At 61.5% G+C, this 18,923-nt stretch carries 23 protein-coding genes and 1 tRNA gene; 5 read left to right on the forward strand and 19 right to left on the reverse strand.

The genetic code is table 11. The annotated features are described in order from the left end of the window. Positions 1-74 precede the first annotated feature (74 nt). The 3 genes from lysA to argH all read right to left on the reverse strand — a co-directional run bounded on the left by lysA (position 75) and on the right by argH (position 3,046). On the reverse strand, positions 75-1,343 hold the full coding sequence (gene lysA, locus ACST81_RS06400; RefSeq protein ID WP_438751998.1) for a diaminopimelate decarboxylase: 1,269 nt from the start codon (positions 1,341-1,343) through the stop codon (positions 75-77). A gap of 12 nt (positions 1,344-1,355) precedes the next feature. Next, positions 1,356-1,550 (reverse strand): LPS translocon maturation chaperone LptM, encoded by a 195-nt coding sequence (gene lptM / locus ACST81_RS06405; RefSeq protein ID WP_438751999.1) that lies wholly within the window; start codon positions 1,548-1,550, stop codon positions 1,356-1,358. A 92-nt stretch (positions 1,551-1,642) separates the two neighbouring features. After that, positions 1,643-3,046, reverse strand: a complete 1,404-nt coding sequence (argH, locus tag ACST81_RS06410) for an argininosuccinate lyase (protein ID WP_438752000.1) — start codon at positions 3,044-3,046, stop codon at positions 1,643-1,645. A gap of 41 nt (positions 3,047-3,087) precedes the next feature. Between argH and tlpA the strand changes: the two genes are divergently transcribed. Then, a complete protein-coding gene (tlpA, locus tag ACST81_RS06415; protein ID WP_438752001.1) occupies positions 3,088-3,759 on the forward strand; it encodes a thiol:disulfide interchange protein TlpA in 672 nt (223 codons plus the stop codon). Positions 3,760-3,765: 6 nt separating this feature from the next. On the opposite strand, the gene ACST81_RS06420 is transcribed toward tlpA, so the two are convergent. From ACST81_RS06420 to ACST81_RS06470, 11 genes are all read right to left on the reverse strand, one after another. After that, on the reverse strand, positions 3,766-4,788 hold the full coding sequence (locus tag ACST81_RS06420) for a sulfate/molybdate ABC transporter ATP-binding protein (RefSeq protein WP_438752002.1): 1,023 nt from the start codon (positions 4,786-4,788) through the stop codon (positions 3,766-3,768). Beyond that, complete coding sequence (gene cysW / locus ACST81_RS06425) at positions 4,785-5,669, reverse strand: sulfate ABC transporter permease subunit CysW (protein WP_438752003.1); 885 nt, start codon at positions 5,667-5,669, stop codon at positions 4,785-4,787. Before cysW ends, ACST81_RS06420 begins: the two co-directional genes overlap by 4 nt. 1 nt (position 5,670) lies before the next feature. Beyond that, positions 5,671-6,492, reverse strand: a complete 822-nt coding sequence (cysT, locus tag ACST81_RS06430) for a sulfate ABC transporter permease subunit CysT (RefSeq protein ID WP_438752004.1) — start codon at positions 6,490-6,492, stop codon at positions 5,671-5,673. Between the two features lie 77 nt (positions 6,493-6,569). Next, entirely contained in the window at positions 6,570-7,556 is a 987-nt protein-coding gene (gene cysP / locus ACST81_RS06435) for a thiosulfate ABC transporter substrate-binding protein CysP (protein ID WP_438752005.1), read from the reverse strand. Positions 7,557-7,774: 218 nt separating this feature from the next. Further along, positions 7,775-8,647 (reverse strand): 3-hydroxybutyryl-CoA dehydrogenase, encoded by an 873-nt coding sequence (locus tag ACST81_RS06440; RefSeq protein WP_438752006.1) that lies wholly within the window; start codon positions 8,645-8,647, stop codon positions 7,775-7,777. 233 nt (positions 8,648-8,880) lie between these two features. Beyond that, a complete protein-coding gene (locus tag ACST81_RS06445) occupies positions 8,881-9,810 on the reverse strand; it encodes an electron transfer flavoprotein subunit alpha/FixB family protein (protein WP_438752007.1) in 930 nt (309 codons plus the stop codon). A 204-nt stretch (positions 9,811-10,014) separates the two neighbouring features. Then, positions 10,015-10,764 (reverse strand): electron transfer flavoprotein subunit beta/FixA family protein, encoded by a 750-nt coding sequence (locus tag ACST81_RS06450; protein ID WP_438752008.1) that lies wholly within the window; start codon positions 10,762-10,764, stop codon positions 10,015-10,017. 287 nt (positions 10,765-11,051) lie between these two features. Then, a complete protein-coding gene (locus ACST81_RS06455) occupies positions 11,052-11,846 on the reverse strand; it encodes a rhomboid family intramembrane serine protease (RefSeq protein WP_438752009.1) in 795 nt (264 codons plus the stop codon). A 32-nt stretch (positions 11,847-11,878) separates the two neighbouring features. Further along, entirely contained in the window at positions 11,879-12,457 is a 579-nt protein-coding gene (locus ACST81_RS06460; protein WP_438752010.1) for a cob(I)yrinic acid a,c-diamide adenosyltransferase, read from the reverse strand. Positions 12,458-12,462: 5 nt separating this feature from the next. After that, positions 12,463-12,660 (reverse strand): twin transmembrane helix small protein, encoded by a 198-nt coding sequence (locus tag ACST81_RS06465; protein ID WP_438752011.1) that lies wholly within the window; start codon positions 12,658-12,660, stop codon positions 12,463-12,465. 21 nt (positions 12,661-12,681) lie between these two features. Beyond that, positions 12,682-13,515, reverse strand: a complete 834-nt coding sequence (locus tag ACST81_RS06470) for an SDR family oxidoreductase (protein WP_438752012.1) — start codon at positions 13,513-13,515, stop codon at positions 12,682-12,684. A 91-nt stretch (positions 13,516-13,606) separates the two neighbouring features. On the opposite strand from ACST81_RS06470, the gene ACST81_RS06475 reads away from it, so the two are divergent. Continuing rightward, complete coding sequence (locus ACST81_RS06475; RefSeq protein ID WP_438752013.1) at positions 13,607-14,548, forward strand: YihY/virulence factor BrkB family protein; 942 nt, start codon at positions 13,607-13,609, stop codon at positions 14,546-14,548. Here the strand turns inward: ACST81_RS06475 and gluQRS are convergent. Further along, positions 14,543-15,433, reverse strand: a complete 891-nt coding sequence (gene gluQRS, locus ACST81_RS06480) for a tRNA glutamyl-Q(34) synthetase GluQRS (protein ID WP_438752014.1) — start codon at positions 15,431-15,433, stop codon at positions 14,543-14,545. The two genes, ACST81_RS06475 and gluQRS, sit on opposite strands and share 6 nt — an antisense overlap. A 91-nt stretch (positions 15,434-15,524) precedes the next feature. On the opposite strand from gluQRS, the gene ACST81_RS06485 reads away from it, so the two are divergent. Together ACST81_RS06485 and ACST81_RS06490 are read left to right on the forward strand one after the other, a co-directional pair. After that, positions 15,525-16,172 carry a DNA-3-methyladenine glycosylase family protein gene (locus tag ACST81_RS06485; RefSeq protein WP_438752015.1) on the forward strand — a complete coding sequence of 216 codons (648 nt, stop codon included), beginning with the start codon at positions 15,525-15,527 and terminating at the stop codon, positions 16,170-16,172. Positions 16,173-16,280: 108 nt separating this feature from the next. Further along, positions 16,281-16,838 carry an HNH endonuclease gene (locus tag ACST81_RS06490; RefSeq protein ID WP_062581620.1) on the forward strand — a complete coding sequence of 186 codons (558 nt, stop codon included), beginning with the start codon at positions 16,281-16,283 and terminating at the stop codon, positions 16,836-16,838. Between the two features lie 25 nt (positions 16,839-16,863). On the opposite strand, the gene ACST81_RS06495 is transcribed toward ACST81_RS06490, so the two are convergent. Genes ACST81_RS06495 through ACST81_RS06510 form a run of 4 tightly spaced genes read right to left on the reverse strand, consistent with a single transcriptional unit; the run spans position 16,864 to position 18,642 of the window. Beyond that, the gene (locus ACST81_RS06495; RefSeq protein ID WP_438752016.1) at positions 16,864-17,184 is read right to left on the reverse strand and encodes a type II toxin-antitoxin system RelE/ParE family toxin; all 321 of its coding nucleotides are present in this window, start codon (positions 17,182-17,184) and stop codon (positions 16,864-16,866) included. Continuing rightward, the gene (locus tag ACST81_RS06500; RefSeq protein WP_438752017.1) at positions 17,181-17,504 is read right to left on the reverse strand and encodes a hypothetical protein; all 324 of its coding nucleotides are present in this window, start codon (positions 17,502-17,504) and stop codon (positions 17,181-17,183) included. Before ACST81_RS06500 ends, ACST81_RS06495 begins: the two co-directional genes overlap by 4 nt. Before the next feature lie 21 nt (positions 17,505-17,525). Next, positions 17,526-18,023 (reverse strand): disulfide bond formation protein B, encoded by a 498-nt coding sequence (locus tag ACST81_RS06505; RefSeq protein ID WP_438753414.1) that lies wholly within the window; start codon positions 18,021-18,023, stop codon positions 17,526-17,528. A 31-nt stretch (positions 18,024-18,054) separates the two neighbouring features. Continuing rightward, positions 18,055-18,642 carry a YqaA family protein gene (locus tag ACST81_RS06510; RefSeq protein WP_438752018.1) on the reverse strand — a complete coding sequence of 196 codons (588 nt, stop codon included), beginning with the start codon at positions 18,640-18,642 and terminating at the stop codon, positions 18,055-18,057. A 175-nt stretch (positions 18,643-18,817) separates the two neighbouring features. Here ACST81_RS06510 and ACST81_RS06515 point away from each other — a divergent pair. Further along, positions 18,818-18,902 (forward strand) — tRNA-Leu (locus tag ACST81_RS06515). Positions 18,903-18,923: the final 21 nt, after the last annotated feature.

The following is an 18,923-nucleotide window of genomic DNA, read 5'->3' on the forward strand; positions in this document are numbered from 1 at the left end:
CAACGCAAACGTGATCGATTTCGACGCTTGCGGCATCGCTTTCAACAGGAGCGGTCAGGAAGGATGGAAGCTTTTTATTCCAGCCAGTCCGGAACCGAATCCAGCCCGATCAGCTCCTCGTAGGACTTGCGCGGGCGAATCACGTGGAAGCGGTCGCCCTTGACCAGCACTTCCGGCACCAGCAGGCGGGTATTGTAGGTGCCGGCCTGCACCGCGCCATAGGCGCCGGCCGTGCCGACGGAAATCAAGTCGCCGGGCTTGGGCATGGCCATTTCCCGGTCGAGCGCCAGGTAGTCGCCGGTTTCGCAGACCGGGCCGACGATATCGGCCTTGATACGCGGCGCGTTGGCTGCGGAAATGCGCACCGGCTGGATTTCGTGATAGGCGTCGTAGAGCGTCGGCCGGATCAGGTCGTTCATGGCGCCATCGACGATGACGAAGGTCTTCGAGCCGCCGTCCTTCACATAGATGACCTCGGTCACCATGATGCCGGCATTGCCGACGATCAGCCGGCCAGGCTCCATGACGATCTTGCAGCCGAGTTCGCGCAACTGGTCCTTGACGATTTCCGCATAGGCGTCCGGCAAAGGCGGGGGGCTGTTGTCGACCTTGTAGGGAACGCCGAGCCCGCCGCCGACATCGACGTGATCGATCACATGGCCGTCGGCACGCAGCGTATCGACCAGTTCACGCAACAGTTTGAAGGCGTCGGCGAAGGGCTGAAGCTCGGTGATCTGGCTGCCGATATGCATGTCGATGCCGGTCACCTGGATGCCGGGCAGTGTCGCCGCATGGGCGTAGACGGCGCGGGCGCGCTCGTAGGCGATGCCGAACTTGTTTTCCTTCTTGCCGGTCGAGATCTTGGCATGGGTCTTGGCATCGACATCGGGATTGATGCGGAAGGAGACATGCGCCTTCTTGCCTTCGCGCACGGCGCGGGCGTTGAGGATTTCCAGTTCCGGCTCGGATTCGACGTTGAAGCAGTAGATGCCGGCATCCAGCGCCAGGTCCATCTCGGCGACGGTCTTGCCGACGCCGGAGAACATGATGCGGCTTGCCGGGATGCCGGCCGCCAGCGCGCGGCGCAGTTCACCGCCGGAAACGACGTCGACACCGGCGCCGAGACGGCCGAGCGTCTTCAGCACGGCCTGGTTCGAATTGGCCTTCATCGCATAGCAGACCATCGCGTCGATATCGGCAAACGCCTTGGAGAACACCGAATAGTGCCGCTCCAGCGTCGCGGTGGAATAGCAGTAGAACGGCGTGCCGACCGCCTTGGCGATGTCGATGACGGAGACGTCTTCCGCAAAGAGAATGCCGTCGCGATATTCGAAATGGTTCAAGGGAGCGCTCTGTTACAGGAGGGGATCGAGGAGAAAGGGCTTGCCCGGCGCTTCATCCTTCTTTTCGACGGTGCCCGGCGCCGCCTTGGTATTGATCGGCTGGGACGAGCCCGGACGGTCGAGGTCGCCCTTGCGACCGCAGCCGGACAGGGTCAGGCCGGCAACGGCGAGGGCAACAAGCACGTAAGTGGTTTTTCTCAAGAGCATGAAAGATTCCCGGTCCGGGCGGTCAGGCCCATGGTCAAATTCGTCAGGACTCATATCGAGTTTTCAAGGCGTTGTGCACCCTGAATCTTGCCTCAGTTCCTTGCCCGCCACCAGGCGATCTGCTTGCGCACTTCGCTCGGGGCGGTGCCGCCAAAGCTCTGGCGGCTGGCGACGGAGGCTTCGACAGTCAGAACGTCAAAAATCTTATCGGTGATGGCCGAGTTCAGCGCCTGCAGTTCATCGAGCGTCAGTTCCGACAGTTCGCAGCCTTTCTTTTCGGCCAGCGCCACGGCATGGCCGGTGACGTGGTGGGCGTCGCGGAAGGGCAGGCCCGCCTCGCGCACCAGCCAGTCGGCAAGGTCGGTCGCGGTGGAATAGCCGGAGCCGGCGGCGGCCTTCATGCGGTCGGCGCGGATGGTCATGTCGCGCACCATGCCGGTCATGGCGGCGATCGCCAGTTCCAGGCTCTCGGCGCTGTCGAAGACCTGTTCCTTGTCTTCCTGCATGTCCTTGGAATAGGCGAGCGGTAGGCCCTTCATGACGGTCAAAAGCGCGATCAGCGAACCGTTGATGCGGCCGGTCTTGGCGCGCACCAGTTCGGCTGCATCGGGGTTCTTCTTCTGCGGCATGATCGAGGAGCCGGTGGAAAAGGCGTCCGATAGCCGGACGAAGCCGAATTGCGGCGTCGACCAGATGACGATCTCTTCGGCCAGCCGCGACAGGTGTACGGCGCAGATCGAGGCCATCGCCAGGAATTCGAGCGCAAAATCGCGGTCGGAAACGGTGTCGATCGAATTGCGGGTCGGGCCGGCAAAGCCGAGTGCCCTGGCGGTCATGTGGCGGTCGATCGGAAAGCCGGTGCCGGCGAGCGCCGCGGCACCAATCGGGCTTTCGTCCATATGCTCGATGGCGTGGCGCACGCGCGAACGGTCACGGCCGAACATCTCGACATAGGCCATGCAATGATGGCCGAAGGTAACAGGCTGGGCGGTCTGCAGATGGGTAAAGCCCGGCATGACCGTTTCGGCATGTTCTTCCGCGCGGTCGAGGAAGGCTGATATCAACGCCGTCAGCATCTTCTCGGTCTTCTGCAGTTCTTCCTTCACCCAGAGGCGGAAATCGAGCGCCACCTGGTCGTTGCGGGAGCGGGCGGTGTGCAGGCGACCGGCGGCCGGACCGATCAGCACGGCGAGCCGTGCCTCGACATTCATGTGAATGTCCTCAAGCCGACGGGAGAATTCGAACTGGCCGCTTTCGATCTCTGACAGAATCGTGGTCAGGCCGTGAACGATCTTGTCTTTATCATCGGCGGAAATGATGCCTTGATGGGCCAGCATGGTCGCATGCGCCATTGAGCCGCGGATGTCCTGGGCGAAAAGCTTCTTGTCGAAGCCGATCGAGGCATTTATCTCCTCCATGATCGCCGCCGGTCCCTGAGCGAAGCGTCCGCCCCACATCTGGTTGGAGCTTTTGGTTTCGGAAGTGCCGTCAGCCATGAAAAATGCCCGCCCTAAGGATGATCCGCTTGGAAAATGAAGTGACAGACCAGAAGAAGCGCTTTCCCCCTGGCAAATTCGTGGTGATCGCCGCCCTTGCCGGGCTGATCGCCGGTGCGGCAGTCGTATACGTCAGGGAAAGCGGGTCTGGCAATGGTATCGCCGTCGAAACCGCTGATGCGAAGACCTGCGAGGCCTCAAAAGACAAGGTTGCCGCCATCACGCCATTCCTGAAAGGCCAGGTCGCGGCCATGGCGCCGGTCAGCGAGCCGCGCCCGATCGCCGGATTGAACTTCAAGGGCAAGGACGGCAAGGACCTGACGCTTGCCGATTTTGGCGGCAAGACCGTGCTGCTCAATCTGTGGGCGACATGGTGCGTGCCCTGCCGCGAGGAAATGCCGGCGCTGAATGCCCTGCAACAGTCGGCCGGCAGCGACAAATTTGAGGTCGTCGCCGTCAACATCGACATCGGCGATGACGAAAAGCCCAAGGCCTTCCTCGACGAGACCAAGGTTCACGACCTCGGCTTCTATCGGGATTCGTCAATGGGCGTCTTCAACACGCTGAAGAAGGAAGGTCTTGCCTTCGGCCTGCCGGTCACCCTCCTGATGGATGACAAGGGCTGCCTGATCTCCTCGATGAACGGCCCCGCCGTCTGGGACAGCGACGATGCCAAGGCACTGGTCAAGGCGGCAATCACGCCGGCAAGCTGACCGAACTCAGCCGATGGTGTAAATTCGTTGACGGGTGATGCCGAGACGACCGTCCGCATCGATCTCTCCGGCGAATTCCGGCGGGGCATCGAATTCGATGGTTTCGCCGTCTTCCGTCGTCGCCAGCACGCGGCGCGAATCCGGTCGGTCGATGATCTGCGTGATCCGTGCGGGAATACCGGGGCCACCCGGCTGCCAGGAAACGTCGCGCGGACGAAAGAGGATTTCGGCCGAGCCATCGGCAACGGCCGGAGCGTCGAAGAATTGGCCCGCGACATGCGCCTTGCCGTCCGAAACAGTTGCGGACAGCCGGTTGGTGTCGCCCAGGAACTTCATCACGAAGGCGCTTTGCGGATTGCGACACACTTCTTCCGGCGTGCCATTTTGGACGATCTTGCCGCCATTCAGGATGACCACGCGGTCGGCGAGATCAAGCGCCTCTTCCTGGTCATGGGTGACGAACAGCGTGGTGATGCCCAGCGTCTTGTGGATCTCGCGCAACCAGCGCCGGAGGTCGCGGCGGACATTGGCGTCGAGCGCGCCGAAGGGTTCGTCGAGCAGCAGCACCTTCGGATCGACGGCCAGCGCGCGGGCGAGCGCCACACGCTGGCGCTGGCCGCCGGAGATCTGGGCGGGGAACCGATTTGAAAGCCCTTGAAGCTGTACGAGTGTCAAAAGTTCTTCGACACGAGCCTTGATCTGCTGCGGCGTCCGGCGTGTCTTCGAAACCTTCATGCCGAAGGCGATGTTTTCGCCGAGCGTCATGTGCGGGAACAGGGCGTAGTGCTGGAACACGAAGCCGACGCCGCGATCACGGACGGGAATATCCGTGGCATCCTGCGCGCCGAAATGAATGCTGCCGCTGTCGACATATTCGAGACCGGCCACCATGCGCAGGATCGTCGTCTTGCCGGAACCGGATGGACCGAGCAGCGCAACCAGTTCGCCGCTCTCGATATCCAGCGACACGTCGCGCACGGCGCGGAAGGTGTTGAAGGTCTTGACGACATTGTCGAGGCGAATTTTCACTTGGGGACCTCCGCAGGGGATGAAACGAGGCCTGGCCGGCTGATGCGGCCCGCGCCCTGCCGTTCCAGCAGGACCTTGGCAATCAGGGTGACGATGGCGAGCACCGCCAGGATGGAGGCGGCGGCGAAAGCGCCGACGGCGTTGTAGTCGTGATAGAGCAGTTCGATGTGCAGTGGCAGCGTATTGGTTTCCCCGCGGATGTTGCCTGAGACGACGGAAACCGCGCCAAACTCGCCCATGACCCGCGAATTGCACAGGATGACGCCGTAGAGCAGCGCCCATTTGATATTGGGCAAGGTCACGGAAAAGAAGGTCCGCCAGCCGCTGGCGCCAAGCGATGTCGCGGCCTCTTCCAAATCCCGGCCCTGCGCCTGCATCAGCGGAATGAGTTCGCGGGCGACAAAGGGGGCCGTAACGAACATGCTGGCAAGAACGATCCCCGGCAGAGCGAACAGGATCTTCACGTCGGCCGATTGCAGCGCCGGCCCGAACAGCCCCTGCAGGCCGTAGACGAAGAGGTAGGCGACGCCGGCGACGATCGGCGAGACCGAGAAGGGGATCTCGATGACGATCAGCAGCACCCGGCGGCCCGGAAAGTCGAACTTGGTGATTGCCCAGGCGGCGGCGATACCGAATGCGGTGTTGATCGGAACCGCGATCAGGGCCGTCAGTGCGGTCAGGCCGATGGCGCTCAGCGTATCCGCGTCGGCGATGGCGGCGCCGAAGAAGGCGAGGCCCTTCGAGAAGGCTTCGAACCCGATGACGGCCAGGGGCGCAACGATGATGATGAGCGACAACGCAACGACGACGCCGATCAGCCCGTAACGGAAAAGCGGCGCATCGCCGACGCGTGGTGCGGTTCCGGGTTTGCGTGCCGTCATCTCAGCCTCTCTCGGAGTAACGCAGGGCGCGGGCCTGCAGCAGATTGGTGACGGCAAGCATCAGGAAGGCGGCCAGCAGCATCACCGAGGCGATCGCCGCCGATGCCGGATAATCGTATTCCTCGAGCCGAATGAAGGCGAGGAGCGCGGTGATCTCCGTCTCATAGGGCTGGTTGCCGGCGATAAAGATGATGGCGCCGAATTCGCCGAGGCTGCGGGCGAAGGAGAGCGAGACCCCGGCCAGAAGTGCCGGCGCCAGCAGCGGCAGCATGACGCGCAGGAAGATTGACAGATCGCCGGCGCCGAGCGTCTGGCCGGCCTCTTCAAGCGCCGGGTCCAGTTCCTCGAGAACCGGCTGCACGGTTCGCACGATGAAGGGCAGGCTGGTGAATGCCATGGCGATCATGATGCCCAGCGGCGTATAGGCGACCTTGATGCCGATCTGGGCCAAGGCCCCGCCGAACCAGCCATTGCTGGCGAAAAGGGTCGTCAGCGCGATCCCGGCAACGGCCGTCGGCAATGCGAACGGGAGATCCACCACGGCATCCAACAGCCGGCGTCCGGGAAAGCGGTATCGCACCAAAACCCAGGCCAGCGCCAGGCCGAAAACAAGATTGAACAGCGTCGCGGCCAGCGCGCAGAGAACGGTGACACGGTAACTTGCGACAGCACGCTCGGAAGAGATGATGCGCCAATAATCCTCCGGCCCCAGGCTCGCCGCCTTGAAGATCAGCGCGCCGAGTGGCAGGACGATGATGATCGATATGTAGACAAGGGTCAGCCCCAAGGAAAGCGGCAGTCCCGGCAATATGCGCCGTCTCACATTCAATACCTTTTGCAAATGCCAAATCGGCGGATGCCCAGCATCCGCCGATTCAGTATGACCATTAAGCGGACCTGTTAGCGGCTGCCATAGAGGCTGTCGAGCACCGCGCCTTCGGCGAAATGTTCCTCGGAGATTTTTTTCCAGCCGCCGAAGACGTCATCCACATTAACCAGGCGGATTTCCGGGAACTGATCCTTGAATTCGGCGGCGACCGTCGGGTCGTTGACGCGGTGGCCGAACTCGGCGGCGACCTTCTGGCCTTCCGGCGTGTAGAGGAAATCGAGGTAGGATTTCGCCAGGTCACGCGTGCCGCGCTTGTCGACCACCTTGTCGACGATCGCGACCGGGAATTCCGACAGGAGGCTGACGGACGGCACGACACTGGTGAACTTGTCCTCGCCATATTGCTTGGCAATGCCGCGCGTTTCGGCTTCGAAGGTGATCAGCACGTCGCCGATCTCGCGCTCTACGAAGGTCGTGGTGGCTGCGCGGCCGCCGGTGTCGAAGACGGGGACGTTGTCGAAGATCTTGGCGATGAATTCCTTCACCTTGGCGTCGTCGTTGTTGAATGCTTCCTTGGCATAGGCGGTTGCCGCGAGATAGGTATAGCGGGCGTTGCCGGAGGTCTTCGGATTGGGGAAGATGACCTTCACATCGTCACGGACGAGATCATTCCAGTCCTTGATGTTCTTCGGGTTTCCGGCGCGCACCAGGAAAGACGGGAAAGAATAGAACGGCGAGGCGTTGTTCGGAAAGCCCTTCTGCCAGTCTTCCGAAACGAAGCCGTTCTTGGCGAGGAAGTCGATATCGGTGACCTGGTTGAAGGTCACGACGTCAGCTTCCAGCCCTTCGGTGATCGCGCGTGCCTGCTTGGATGTGCCGGCATGCGACTGGTCCACGGTGATACCCGGATGCTGCTTGATAAAGGCTTCGTTTTCAGCCGCGAACAATTCGCGCGCAACGTCGTAGGAAGCATTGAGGAGTTTTGTTTCCTCCGCCTGGGCGGCGAAGGGCGCGGCAAACGCAAGAACGGCAGCGCCGATCAGCAGAAGGTTTTTCATAAAGGTGTGAACTCCCGGTGGGTTTCGTGATCTGTGATCAGGAAACTACAGGGCAGTCGCTGCAAATCCGAGGCATCCGGGTTTACGGCCAGGGGCGGGCGGAAAATAAAATTGCGTCAAATTTCGATCAAGAGGAATTGAACACTGCCGGGTGGAATGCGGCAGCATTGAAAGTCTTTGATATCAATATGATAGAAGACGAATATAAGCGCTGGTTCTTACCGGGTCGGAACGGGAACTTCGCCGCGATAGTCGTAGAAGCCGCGGCCGGACTTGCGGCCGAGCCAGCCCGCTTCGACATATTTGACCAGCAGCGGGCAGGGGCGGTATTTCGAGTCCGCCAGCCCGTCATGCAGCACCTGCATGATCGACAGGCAGGTGTCCAGCCCGATGAAATCGGCGAGCTGTAGCGGGCCCATCGGATGGTTGGCGCCGAGTTTCATGGCGGTGTCGATCGCGTCGACGCTGCCCACCCCTTCATAAAGCGTATAGATCGCCTCGTTGATCATCGGTAGAAGGATGCGGTTGACGATGAAGGCCGGGAAATCCTCGGCGACGGTGATCGTCTTGTCGAGCGTCGCGACGAACTGCTTGGCGGTCGAGAATGTGCCCTCTTCCGTCGCAATGCCGCGCACCAGTTCCACCAGCTTCATCACCGGCACCGGATTCATGAAGTGGATGCCCATGAAGCGTTCCGGCCGATCGGTGGCGGAGGCAAGCCGGGTGATCGACAGCGACGACGTGTTGGTGGCAAGGATGGCGTCTGCCTTCAGGACAGGACAGACCTGGCCGTAGATCTTGCGCTTGACGCTTTCGTCCTCGGTCGCGGCCTCGATCACCAGATCCATCGGCGAGAGGTCGTTGAGGTCGGCGGAGCCCTTGATCAGCGCCAAGGCCTTCTTGCGTTCCTCGTCGGTCAGCTTGCCGGACGAAACCTGGCGCGCCATGTTGCCGTTGATGGTGGCAAGGCCGGCTTCGACCCGGTCAGCGGAAATGTCGTAGATGTGCACCTTGTAGCCGGCCGAGGCCGATACCTGGGCAATGCCGCAGCCCATTTGTCCAGCGCCAACAATTCCGACATTCTTGATCATCGAGCAGTTTTTCCATCTTCAATCCGGAAGGGCGGTCGCGCTTCCGGTCAGGCACAGGCCATGTGTCACCCGGCAGGGCAACATCTTCGGATGCCAGTGATAAAGACAACGCACCGAATTTTCCAGCCTTTATTCGCACCTGCGATGGTCGCATTGACCGGAAAATCATGTCGCCAGAACGAAAAACGGCCGCGTCAATGCGCGGCCGTTTCGTGGATGTTGTCAAAGAAGGCTTAGAGCGCCTTCTGCAGTTCCGGCAATATGTCGAACAGATCGCCGACGAGGGCATAGTCGGCGACCTGGAAGATCGGGGCTTCCTCGTCCTTGTTGATGGCGACGATGACCTTGGAGTCCTTCATGCCGGCCAGATGCTGGATGGCGCCGGAGATGCCGACCGCGATGTAGAGTTGCGGCGCGACGACCTTGCCGGTCTGGCCGACCTGCCAGTCGTTCGGCGCATAACCGGCATCGACGGCAGCGCGCGAGGCACCGACGGCGGCTCCGAGCTTGTCGGCGACCGGCAGGATGACCTCCTGAAATTTTTCCGAACTGCCGAGCGCACGACCACCGGAGATGATGATCTTGGCCGAGGTCAGTTCCGGACGATCCGATGAGGACAGTGCGTCCTTGACGTGGCTCGACAGGCCCGGATTGACGGCAGCGGAAATGGTCTCGACCGAGGCCGAGCCGCCTTCGGCAGCGGACGCGAAGGAGGCCGTGCGCACGGTGATCACCTTCTTCGCATCGGTGGACTGCACCGTCTGGATGGCGTTGCCGGCATAAATCGGCCGCTTGAACGTATCGGCCGAGACGACCTCGGTGATTTCCGAGATCTGGGCAATGTCCAGAAGAGCGGCGACGCGTGGCAACACGTTCTTGCCGACCGAGGTGGCGGCCGAGACGATCGTGTCGTAGGAACCGGCCAGCGAGACGATCAGAGCGGCTAAGGGCTCGGCCAGATTGTTGGCGAGATCGTCGCTGTCGGCGAGCAGGACCTTGGAGACGCCGGAGAGCTTGGCAGCGGCATCGGCTGCGCCTTGGGCAGCCTTGCCGGCCACCAGAACATGGACGTCGCCACCGATCTTCGAAGCCGCCGTCAGTGCCTTGGCGGTCTGGTCGGACAGGGTTGCATTGTCGTGGTCAGCCAGAAGAAGAATGGCCATGATGTAATCTCCCTTTGAGCATGCAGGGTCTTGAAGACCGCGCTCGATAATCTTGATGTGTTCACTGGCCTTGCGGCTTTGCCCCTCATCCGCCCTTCGGGCACCTTCTCCCGTCTCGACGGGGAGAAGGAATAGGCGGCACCCTCGATAATCCCCTCTCCCCGCGAGCGGGGAGAGGGTTAGGGTGAGGGGCGAAGTCTGGCCCTAGAGCACGCCGGCTTCGTTCTTCAGCTTGTCGACCAGTTCGGCAACGGTCTTCACCTTGATGCCGGCCTTGCGGCCACCCGGCTCCTCGGTCTTCAGGACCTTCAGGCGCGGTGCGGTCTCGACGCCGAAATCGGCCGGCGACTTCTTGTCGAGCGGCTTCTTCTTCGCCTTCATGATGTTCGGAAGCGAGGCATAACGCGGCTCGTTCAGGCGCAGGTCCGTCGTCACCACCGCCGGCAGCTTGATCTCGATCGTCTGCAGGCCGCCATCGACTTCGCGCGTCACCACAGCCTTGTCCGAACCCAGCGCGACCTTCGAGGCGAACGTGCCCTGTGCCCAGCCCAAGAGCGCCGACAGCATCTGGCCGGTCTGGTTACTGTCGTCATCGATCGCCTGCTTGCCGACGATGATCAGCCCGGGCTGCTCGGCGTCCGCAACGCCCTTGATGATCTTCGCCACAGCCAAGGGCTCGACCGCATCCTCGGTTTCCACCAGGATCGCCCGGTCCGCTCCCATGGCGAGCGCCGTCCGCAGCGTCTCTTCCGCCTTGGCCGGGCCGACCGAAACCACCACGACTTCCTCGGCCTTGCCGGCCTCCTTCAGCCGCAAGGCCTCTTCCACCGAAATCTCGTCGAACGGGTTCATCGACATCTTCACATTGGCAAGCTCGACACCAGACCCATCCGCCTTCACGCGGATCTTCACGTTGTAGTCGACGACACGCTTGACGGTGACCAGGATTTTCATGATGTCCTTCCTTACGAAACGTTTGCGAGAAAATGCGCTTTAACGCAGCGGCCTGATTGTCGGTTGGCGACATCGATACGCGTTTTTTCTCCAATTACAATCTCCGCCAATCGGCTCCCCAAAAGATTGCCACCGGAAAAATACTGACGTTTACGTGCGCGTCAACGAAATTTTGGTGCGGTTGTTATTTCGACAATTCGAGATCGAGCATCCATCCCCGGCCCATCCACTCAATGCCCTGTTTCGCCGATGAATTCCCTGATTGCTACGATTTCCACGGAGCGGCTCTACGACGGCCTGCCCCAGAGCGTCGGTTTGACCGGTGTTTCCGAGGCGGGATCGGCTGATGTCGCGACGGTCGCTTCGACATGGCGGACGGCCCGCGGCGTCACGATTGTCCGGTCGAATAGCGGAACGTCCCGGCGTCGCAAAATGACCACCAGGATCAACCCGGCGATGATGCCGCCGACATGAGCGCCCCAGGAAACATCGCCATCGGGATCGACGACCAGCATGAGGAATTGCTGGCCGAGCCACAGCGCCAGCGGAATGAAGGCTGGAAGCGGCAGCGGGATACGGAACATCACCAGCACCCAGACGCGAACCTTCGGATGCAGCAGGAAATAGGCGGCGACGACGCCGGAAATGGCACCGGACGCACCGATCAGCGGCGATTCCGAAGCGGTGTCGACCAGGCCGTGCGCAAAGGCGCCGGCGGCCGCGCACAGCAGGTAGAAGGCCAGGAAGCGAAAATGTCCCAGCGCGTCCTCGACATTGTCGCCGAACACCCAGAGAAAGATCATGTTGCCGAACAGGTGCCAGAAGTCGCCATGCAGGAAGGAATAGGTGATGTAGGTGGCTTCGTCGGGAACCAGCACGAGGTTCTGCGCCAGATGCGCATAGTCGAAGGCGATCGCCGGGATATAGCCCAGTCCCATCGTCGTCGCATTCGAAAACTCTTCCGGAACGAGCAGCGGCCCGGTCACCAGCCAGATCAGCGTGTTGAGGACGATCAGGCTGATCGTGACATATTGGACCTTGATATGCTTCAGGGAATTGGCGTCGTGCAGCGGTATGAACATGGGGTCCCCTGAAGGCTTGGCCGGCTGGAACCTTACCTGTTTTTTCCCGGAACCCAAAGCACATCCGACTTGCCCTTGTCGTTGGTCCAGCGGGCCGCGACGAACAGGAAATCGGAGAGCCGGTTGACATATTCGAGCGCCGGCTCGCTGATCGTTTCGCCTTCGGTGCGGGCAAGCTCCACCATGTGACGCTCGGCGCGCCGGACGATCGTGCGGGCGATGTGAAGGGCTGCCGCAGCACCACTGCCACCCGGCAGCACGAAGGAACGCAGGGGATCGAGGTCGGCATTCAGAAGGTCGATCTCCGCTTCCAGCCGCGCCACCTGCGCGGCGATGATCCGCAGCGGCTCATAGGGCAGAGTCTCGCCGGTATCGGGCGTGGAGAGATCGGCGCCAAGGTCGAACAGGTCGTTCTGGATCCGCATCAGCATGGCGTCGAGGGCGGGTATATCAGCCGTATGCTGGCGTGCCAGGCCGATAAAGGAATTGGCCTCGTCGATCGTGCCATAGGCCTCGACCCGCAGATCACTCTTCAGCCGTCGTGGGCCGCTCGCAAGGCCGGTCGTGCCGTCATCGCCGGTTCGCGTATAGATCTTGTTGAGCTTGACCATGGTCTTTAGCGCCCGCCGCCGGTGATCCACAGCGTCAGCATGATCAGCAGGACCGCGACCGCCTGCAGGAAGACGCGGGCCTGCATCAGCTTGTTCGAGGTGTTGCCATTGCCGCCCTTGGCCATGGTGATCAGACCGCGAATGAGGACGATGACGACGAGGCCCATGACGAGCAGGGTCAGGCCGGTGAGAAAACTTTGCATGCGAATATCCTTGCCTTCAGCTCAGCCGAGACGGCCGATGAAACGATAGAACAATGCGGCCGGGAGCAGCTTCTTCAAAAGCGCGCCCTGTTTGGCCGGTTGCGTCACGATGTAATGCGGCTTCGGCTTCTTCGCCGTCAAGGCGCGTTTCAGCACATGATAGACGGCGTCGGGCCCAAGCTTGCCGGCGGAGGGGCCGCTTTCCCCCCTCAGCCGCCGCATCTGCCGCTCATATTCGACCGCGTGAACCGAACCCTTGAGATCGATGAAACGTTCGATATTGACGATCGCATTGGCCATGAAACGTGATTGGATCGGCCCCGGTTCGATCAGGCTCACCTCGATGCCGCTGCCGGCCAGTTCCATCCGCATCGTCAGCGTCAAACCCTCCAGCGCGAATTTCGAGGCATTGTAGGCGCCCCGCCATCTGTACGGCACGATGCCGAGAATGGATGAACACTGGACGATCCGTCCGTACCCCTGCGCCCGCATCGCCGGAATGACCCGTCGCGTCAGGTCATGCCAGCCGATGACATTGGTTTCCAGTTGCAGCCGCAGCGCTTCCGTCGGTAGGTCCTCCACCGCGCCCGCCTGGCCATAGGCGCCGTTGTTGAACAGCGCATCCAGCCGGCCGCCGGTGCGGGCAAAAACCTGGTCGACCAAGGCTGAGATGGTCTCCGGCTTCGTATAGTCCATGATGAACGCCTCGATGCCGTCTTTTTCAAGGCTTTCGAGGTCCTGCGGCCGGCGCACGGTGGAAAACACCCGCCAGCCGTCCCTTTGCAGGGCGCGCGCGCACCAGGCGCCGATGCCCGACGAGCAGCCGGTGACGATTATCGATGGACGGTCGGTCATGATGGCTTTTCCTGTAGAAATCGCTGCCCGGTTTCCCATATTGATGAACGGGTTACAATCCGACTGACGTGAGCACTGCTTGGGAGAGAGAATGCCGGCCTTCATACGCATCGCCTGGAAGGTCGTCTTCGATGCCGTCTGGCATTTCAGTGAGGACGACGGCTGGGCGATGGCAAGCCATGTGGCGCTGTCCACGCTTCTGGCGATCTTTCCCTTCCTGATCTTCGGCACTGCGCTCGGCAGCTTTCTGGGTGCCGACCAGTTCGCGACCACGGCGGTGCATTTCATCTTCGACACCTGGCCGGAATCGATCGCCAAGCCGATTTCCGATGAGGTCGTCCAGGTTCTGACCATCCCGCGCGGAGGGCTGCTGACCATATCGGTGCTGGCGGCGGCGTATTTTGCCTCGAACGGGGTGGAGGCCCTGCGCATCTCGCTCAACCGCGCCTACCGGGTCGCCGAAAGCCGGCCCTGGTACAAGACGCGTGTCGCCAGCCTCGCCTTCGTGCTTGCCGGCGTGTTGGTGCTTGCCATCGTCAGCATCCTGCTCGTCGCGGTGCCGCTCGCCATTCGTTATGCCGGCACCTATCTGCCCTGGTTCAACAATCTCCTGACCGTGATCGACAGTTGGAGCCTTGCCGGGGTCTTCGTCATGTTGACCACCGGCCTGATCGTCAGTCATCTCTGGCTGCCGGATGGTCGTCGCAAGATTCTCGACGTGCTGCCCGGCATCATCCTGACGCTGATCGCCTGGTCGGTCGGCGCCTATGTCTTTGCCTCCTACCTTTCCACCTTCGCCAACTATGTCTCCACCTATGCCGGTCTCGCCTCGATCATGATCGCACTGGTCTTTCTCTATATCGTCGGAGTCATCTTCATCCTCGGTGCCGAGATCAATGCGGCAATCATGAAATACAAGGTCAAGCGCATGGTGATCCGCCATATCAGGGGGGTGAAGGAGGGGGAGGCAAAGCCTGCGGAGACGGCAGACGTACCACAAGTTCCGGAAGCGCCGGGCAAGAACGCCCTATAGGCCGATCATCGCGCGGATATCCGCGGGCGTCTTCCCCGCCTCGCGAAACGCGGCGATCCCGGTATCACGATTGCTTTTCGACAGCTTGCGCCCATCCTCACCGGGGATCAGGCGATGATGATGATAGAGCGGTTCCGGCAGGCCTAGCAGATGTTGCAGCAGCCGGTGAACCGATGTGGCGTGAAACAGGTCCTGCCCGCGCACGATATGGGTCACGGCTTGTTCCGCATCGTCCAGCGTCACCGCCAGATGATAGCTCGACGGCGCATCCGAGCGGGACAGGATGATGTCGCCCCAGCGGGCCGGGTCGGCGGTGATCATGCCTGTCTCCCCCTGCGGTCCTCCACCCATTTCCCGCCACGTCAGCGGCTCCATCACTTGCACAACGGCCTTGGCCATGTCGAGCCGCCAGGCATGCGGCTTGCCGCTGGCGAGCATCTGCTGCCGGCCCATCGGCAACAGGCTCCGCTCCTCGCCCGGATAGATCGGCGCGCCATCGGGATCGCGCGGCCAGGCCGCGCCCTCGGCTTCGAAAGCGGTGACGCGGGCTTTGATCTCTCCTCGCGTCAGGAACGAGGGATAGACGAGACCACGGTCGATCAGCGCGCCAAGCGCCTCACGATAGAGGTTAAAATGCTCCGATTGCCGCCGGACCGGACTTTCCCAGGTAAGCCCCAGCCAGCCCAGATCCTCGACAATGCCCGCCTCGTATTCCGGCGTGCAGCGGGTGATGTCGATATCCTCGATCCGCAGCAGGAAGCGCCCGTTTTCCTGCCGCGCCATATCGAAATTGAGGATAGCTGACAGCGCGTGACCGAGGTGTAACTGGCCGTTCGGGCTCGGTGCGAAACGGAAAACGGGTTGTTTTGGCAAGGCTTCATCCATACCTTGTTCTTGCCACGGAAACGCCTATCCGGCCATAGGTTTGCCGGACCATCCGCAGGCCAAAAGACAAGAGGCGCTGGAGGACAGGGACATGCGGATCATCCGCACCCATGAGGATATCACCGCCGGCCTGAGCGGGTTGGTGATGCTCGATGCGCGGCTGGAGCACGTCGTGTCGAAGGCAGGGCCGGTGCCGCTGCGCCGCACCGATCCCGGCTATCGCGGCATAGCCAATATCATCGTCTCGCAGATGGTGTCCAAGGCGAGTGCGGCCGCCATCTGGGCGCGCATGGAAGCATCTCTCGGCGATATCAACGCCGAGACCGTCCATGCCATGTCGGATGACGATTGCCGCCAGTTCGGCCTGTCGCGGGCCAAGGCCGATGCCTTGCGACGGGTGGCCGCCGCCGTCCTGTCGAGAGAGCTGGATCTGGAAGCGATCTGTTCCATCGAGGGTTCAGCCGCCATCCGCGAAATGACCGCGATCAAGGGTGTCGGCCGCTGGACGGCGGAGGTTTATCTGCTGTTCTGCGCCGGCCATCCGGATGTCTTCCCGGTCGGCGACGTGGCGCTGCAGAACGCCGTTGGCCATGCGCTGATGCTGGAGATGCGGCCGTCCGCCCGCGAACTCGATTCGCTGACGGAAATCTGGGCGCCCTGGCGCAGCGTCGCGGCCCGGCTCTTCTGGGCCTATTACGCCACCGAAATGCGCCGGGACGGCCTGCCGGTGACGCCTTAAGGTAAAAACCGAATCTTTTGTTTCCTTTTTCCTTTTGGCTTCACAATCCTGACGCAACGCGCCTAATATAGAAGGTGCAGGTGCCGAATCGAGCAGGAGTTTACTGGCTTGACGATTGCAGTCTCACCACATGGCCTTCCGGCGCTCGTGTTGAACGCCGATTACAGGCCGCTGAGTTATTATCCCTTGTCGCTCTGGTCTTGGCAGGACGCGATCAAGGCTGTTTTCCTCGACCGCGTGCATATCCTGGCCGAATACGATCACCAGGTTTCGTCCCCCAGCTTTTCCATGCGCCTGCCGAGTGTCGTCTGCCTGAAAAGCTACGTCCAGCCCTCGCGCCATCCGGCCTTCACCCGGTTCAACGTCTTCCTGCGTGACCGGTTCGAATGCCAGTATTGCGGCTCACCCGACGACCTGACCTTCGATCATGTGATCCCGCGCTGCTGCGGCGGCCAGACCACCTGGGAAAACGTCGTTGCCGCCTGCTCGCCCTGCAATCTGCGCAAGGGCGGCAAGCTGCCGCGCCAGGCCGGCATGTTCCCGCACCAGAAACCCTTCCACCCGACGGTGCAGGACCTCCACAACAACGGCCGCCTCTTCCCGCCCAACCATCTGCATGAAAGCTGGATGGACTATCTGTATTGGGATGTGGAACTGCAGCCTTAAGGGCGCGCGCTGTCTTGATGCGGTGTCATTGAGATACCGCATCTATGCGCGGGTCACGATTGGCCTGGCATTGTTGCGGGATCGCGGGCGCATGCCTTATGGCATGAACGATGATGCTGTCGTCGGTTGCTTCATAGAAGATCAGATACGGGTACGGCGCTGTCGTCAGCAGACGAATGGTCGAGTCTTCCGTGCGTTTCCCGACATAGGGCTGCTCCGGAAGCCGTTCGATCAACGTCTTGATACGCAATCGAACGCTGCGCGCTCCTTGCGGCGAGCGCGGATCAAGATAACCGGCAAGGTCCTTGAGGTCGGCGAGGGCTGGTTTCGTATAGCGAAGTTTCACAGGCCGTAGCTGGCCCAGACAGCACGAACTTCATCGTCTGTGGCAAAGTCGCCCCGTGCCGCCGCTGCCTTGGATTCCGCAATGGCGGCCCGCTCCTCGGCCGATAGGGACACCGGTTCCTCCTGCGCGTCAGCGAGGCGCAGAAGCATGCGCGCCAGTTCGTCCTGTTGATCGGACGGGAGGGTGCGAACACGTTCGACGGCTTGTTCCAGTAACTTGGTCATGCCGCCATCATGCACGGCATTTTCAAACAAAAAAAGGCGAAAACCGATCAACTGGTCGAGTTTTGTGCGGGAACCTTGTCCGGCAGGCAATGCCAATGGTCGACGCTGGGAATTGTCTTACCTCTTGCCCGCACCCCGCACGGCAATTCCCGCCAAAATCACGCTCGCAATCACATTCCACCCTGCGAAAGACAACCCGAGTACGCGTAGCGCCGCGTCCGTGCAGGAGGGGCCGTGCTTGCTGTCGAGATCGCCGAGCAGGTCGCCGACATTGGAGGACACGCCCTGCGCGGTGGTGGCGCACGTCGCCGGGCCTTCCCAGAAATGCCATTCGACGCCGGCATGATAGATGCCGATGCCGGCACCGACCAGCATCAGGATGGCGATGACGGCAAGCAGGAAGCGGGTGAGCCGCACCGGCAGTTTCACGACGGAACTGACGACGGCGAGGATGCCGATTGGGATGCCCCAGTAATAGGGCGTGCGCTGCATCAGGCAGAGCGCGCAGGGAATGTAGCCGCCGATATGTTCGAAGGCGAGCGCGCCGCCGACGGTTGCCGCCATGCCGATGGTCACCAGGATAGAGGGCAAGCGGCGGCGGTCGGAAATGGTCATGCTGTCGCTCAAAGCGGACTCCACAAGATGATCAGGCAAGGAAACGGTACGCTGCGAACATGGCGATCAGCAGGCCGGCGGCCGCGGCGGCCAGCAGGCCCAGCCGTTTCTCGATGAAATGACGGATTTCTTCGCCGTAGCGGCGCAGCAGCCAGGCGAGAAGGTAAAAGCGCGCGCCGCGCGCCAGGATCGCCGAGATGATGAACAGGCCGAGATTGATATTGGCGGCACCCGACAGGATGGTCACGACCTTGATCGGCGGCAGATGCGCCAGGCCCGATGTCACGAGCAGCAGCACCAATGTCTCATAACCCACCGAAGCCTTCATCGTCTCGAAGGCTTCGAGCTTGCCGTAGAAATGCAGGATCGGCTTGGCCAGTGCCTCGAAGGCATAATGGCCGATATACCAGCCGGCAATGCCGCCGAGCACGGAAGCGACTGTCGCCACGAAGGCATAGCGATAGGCCTTCTCCGGCCTTGCCAGCGCCATCGGCAGGTAGAGAACGTCGGCGGGAACCAGGAAGACGGAGCTTTCGACGAAGGCGATGATGGCCAGCCAGGCCTCGGCGGATTTCCGGGCGGCGAGCGACATTGTCCAGTCGTAAAGGCGTCGGAGCATGCGGTTGTTCCTGTTGAGGTCAATGCCTTTTAGCAGGAACGGCCAAGCTGTAAATGACCTGCTGCGGGCGCGAACCGCACAGTTTTGTGATTCTCCGCCGGTGATATTCAAAATCCCGGTTGACCGCCCCAAAACGCATCGTGTACACGCATTTCACTACCGCAAAGGTATCCGTGCCCCGTTGGCGGAATTGGTAGACGCGCCTGACTCAAAATCAGGTTCCGAGAGGAGTGCTGGTTCGATTCCGGCACGGGGCACCAACACCTAAAAATCCCGTTGTT

The organism is Pararhizobium sp. O133 (assembly GCF_051669845.1).
Lineage (GTDB): Bacteria > Pseudomonadota > Alphaproteobacteria > Rhizobiales > Rhizobiaceae > Pararhizobium.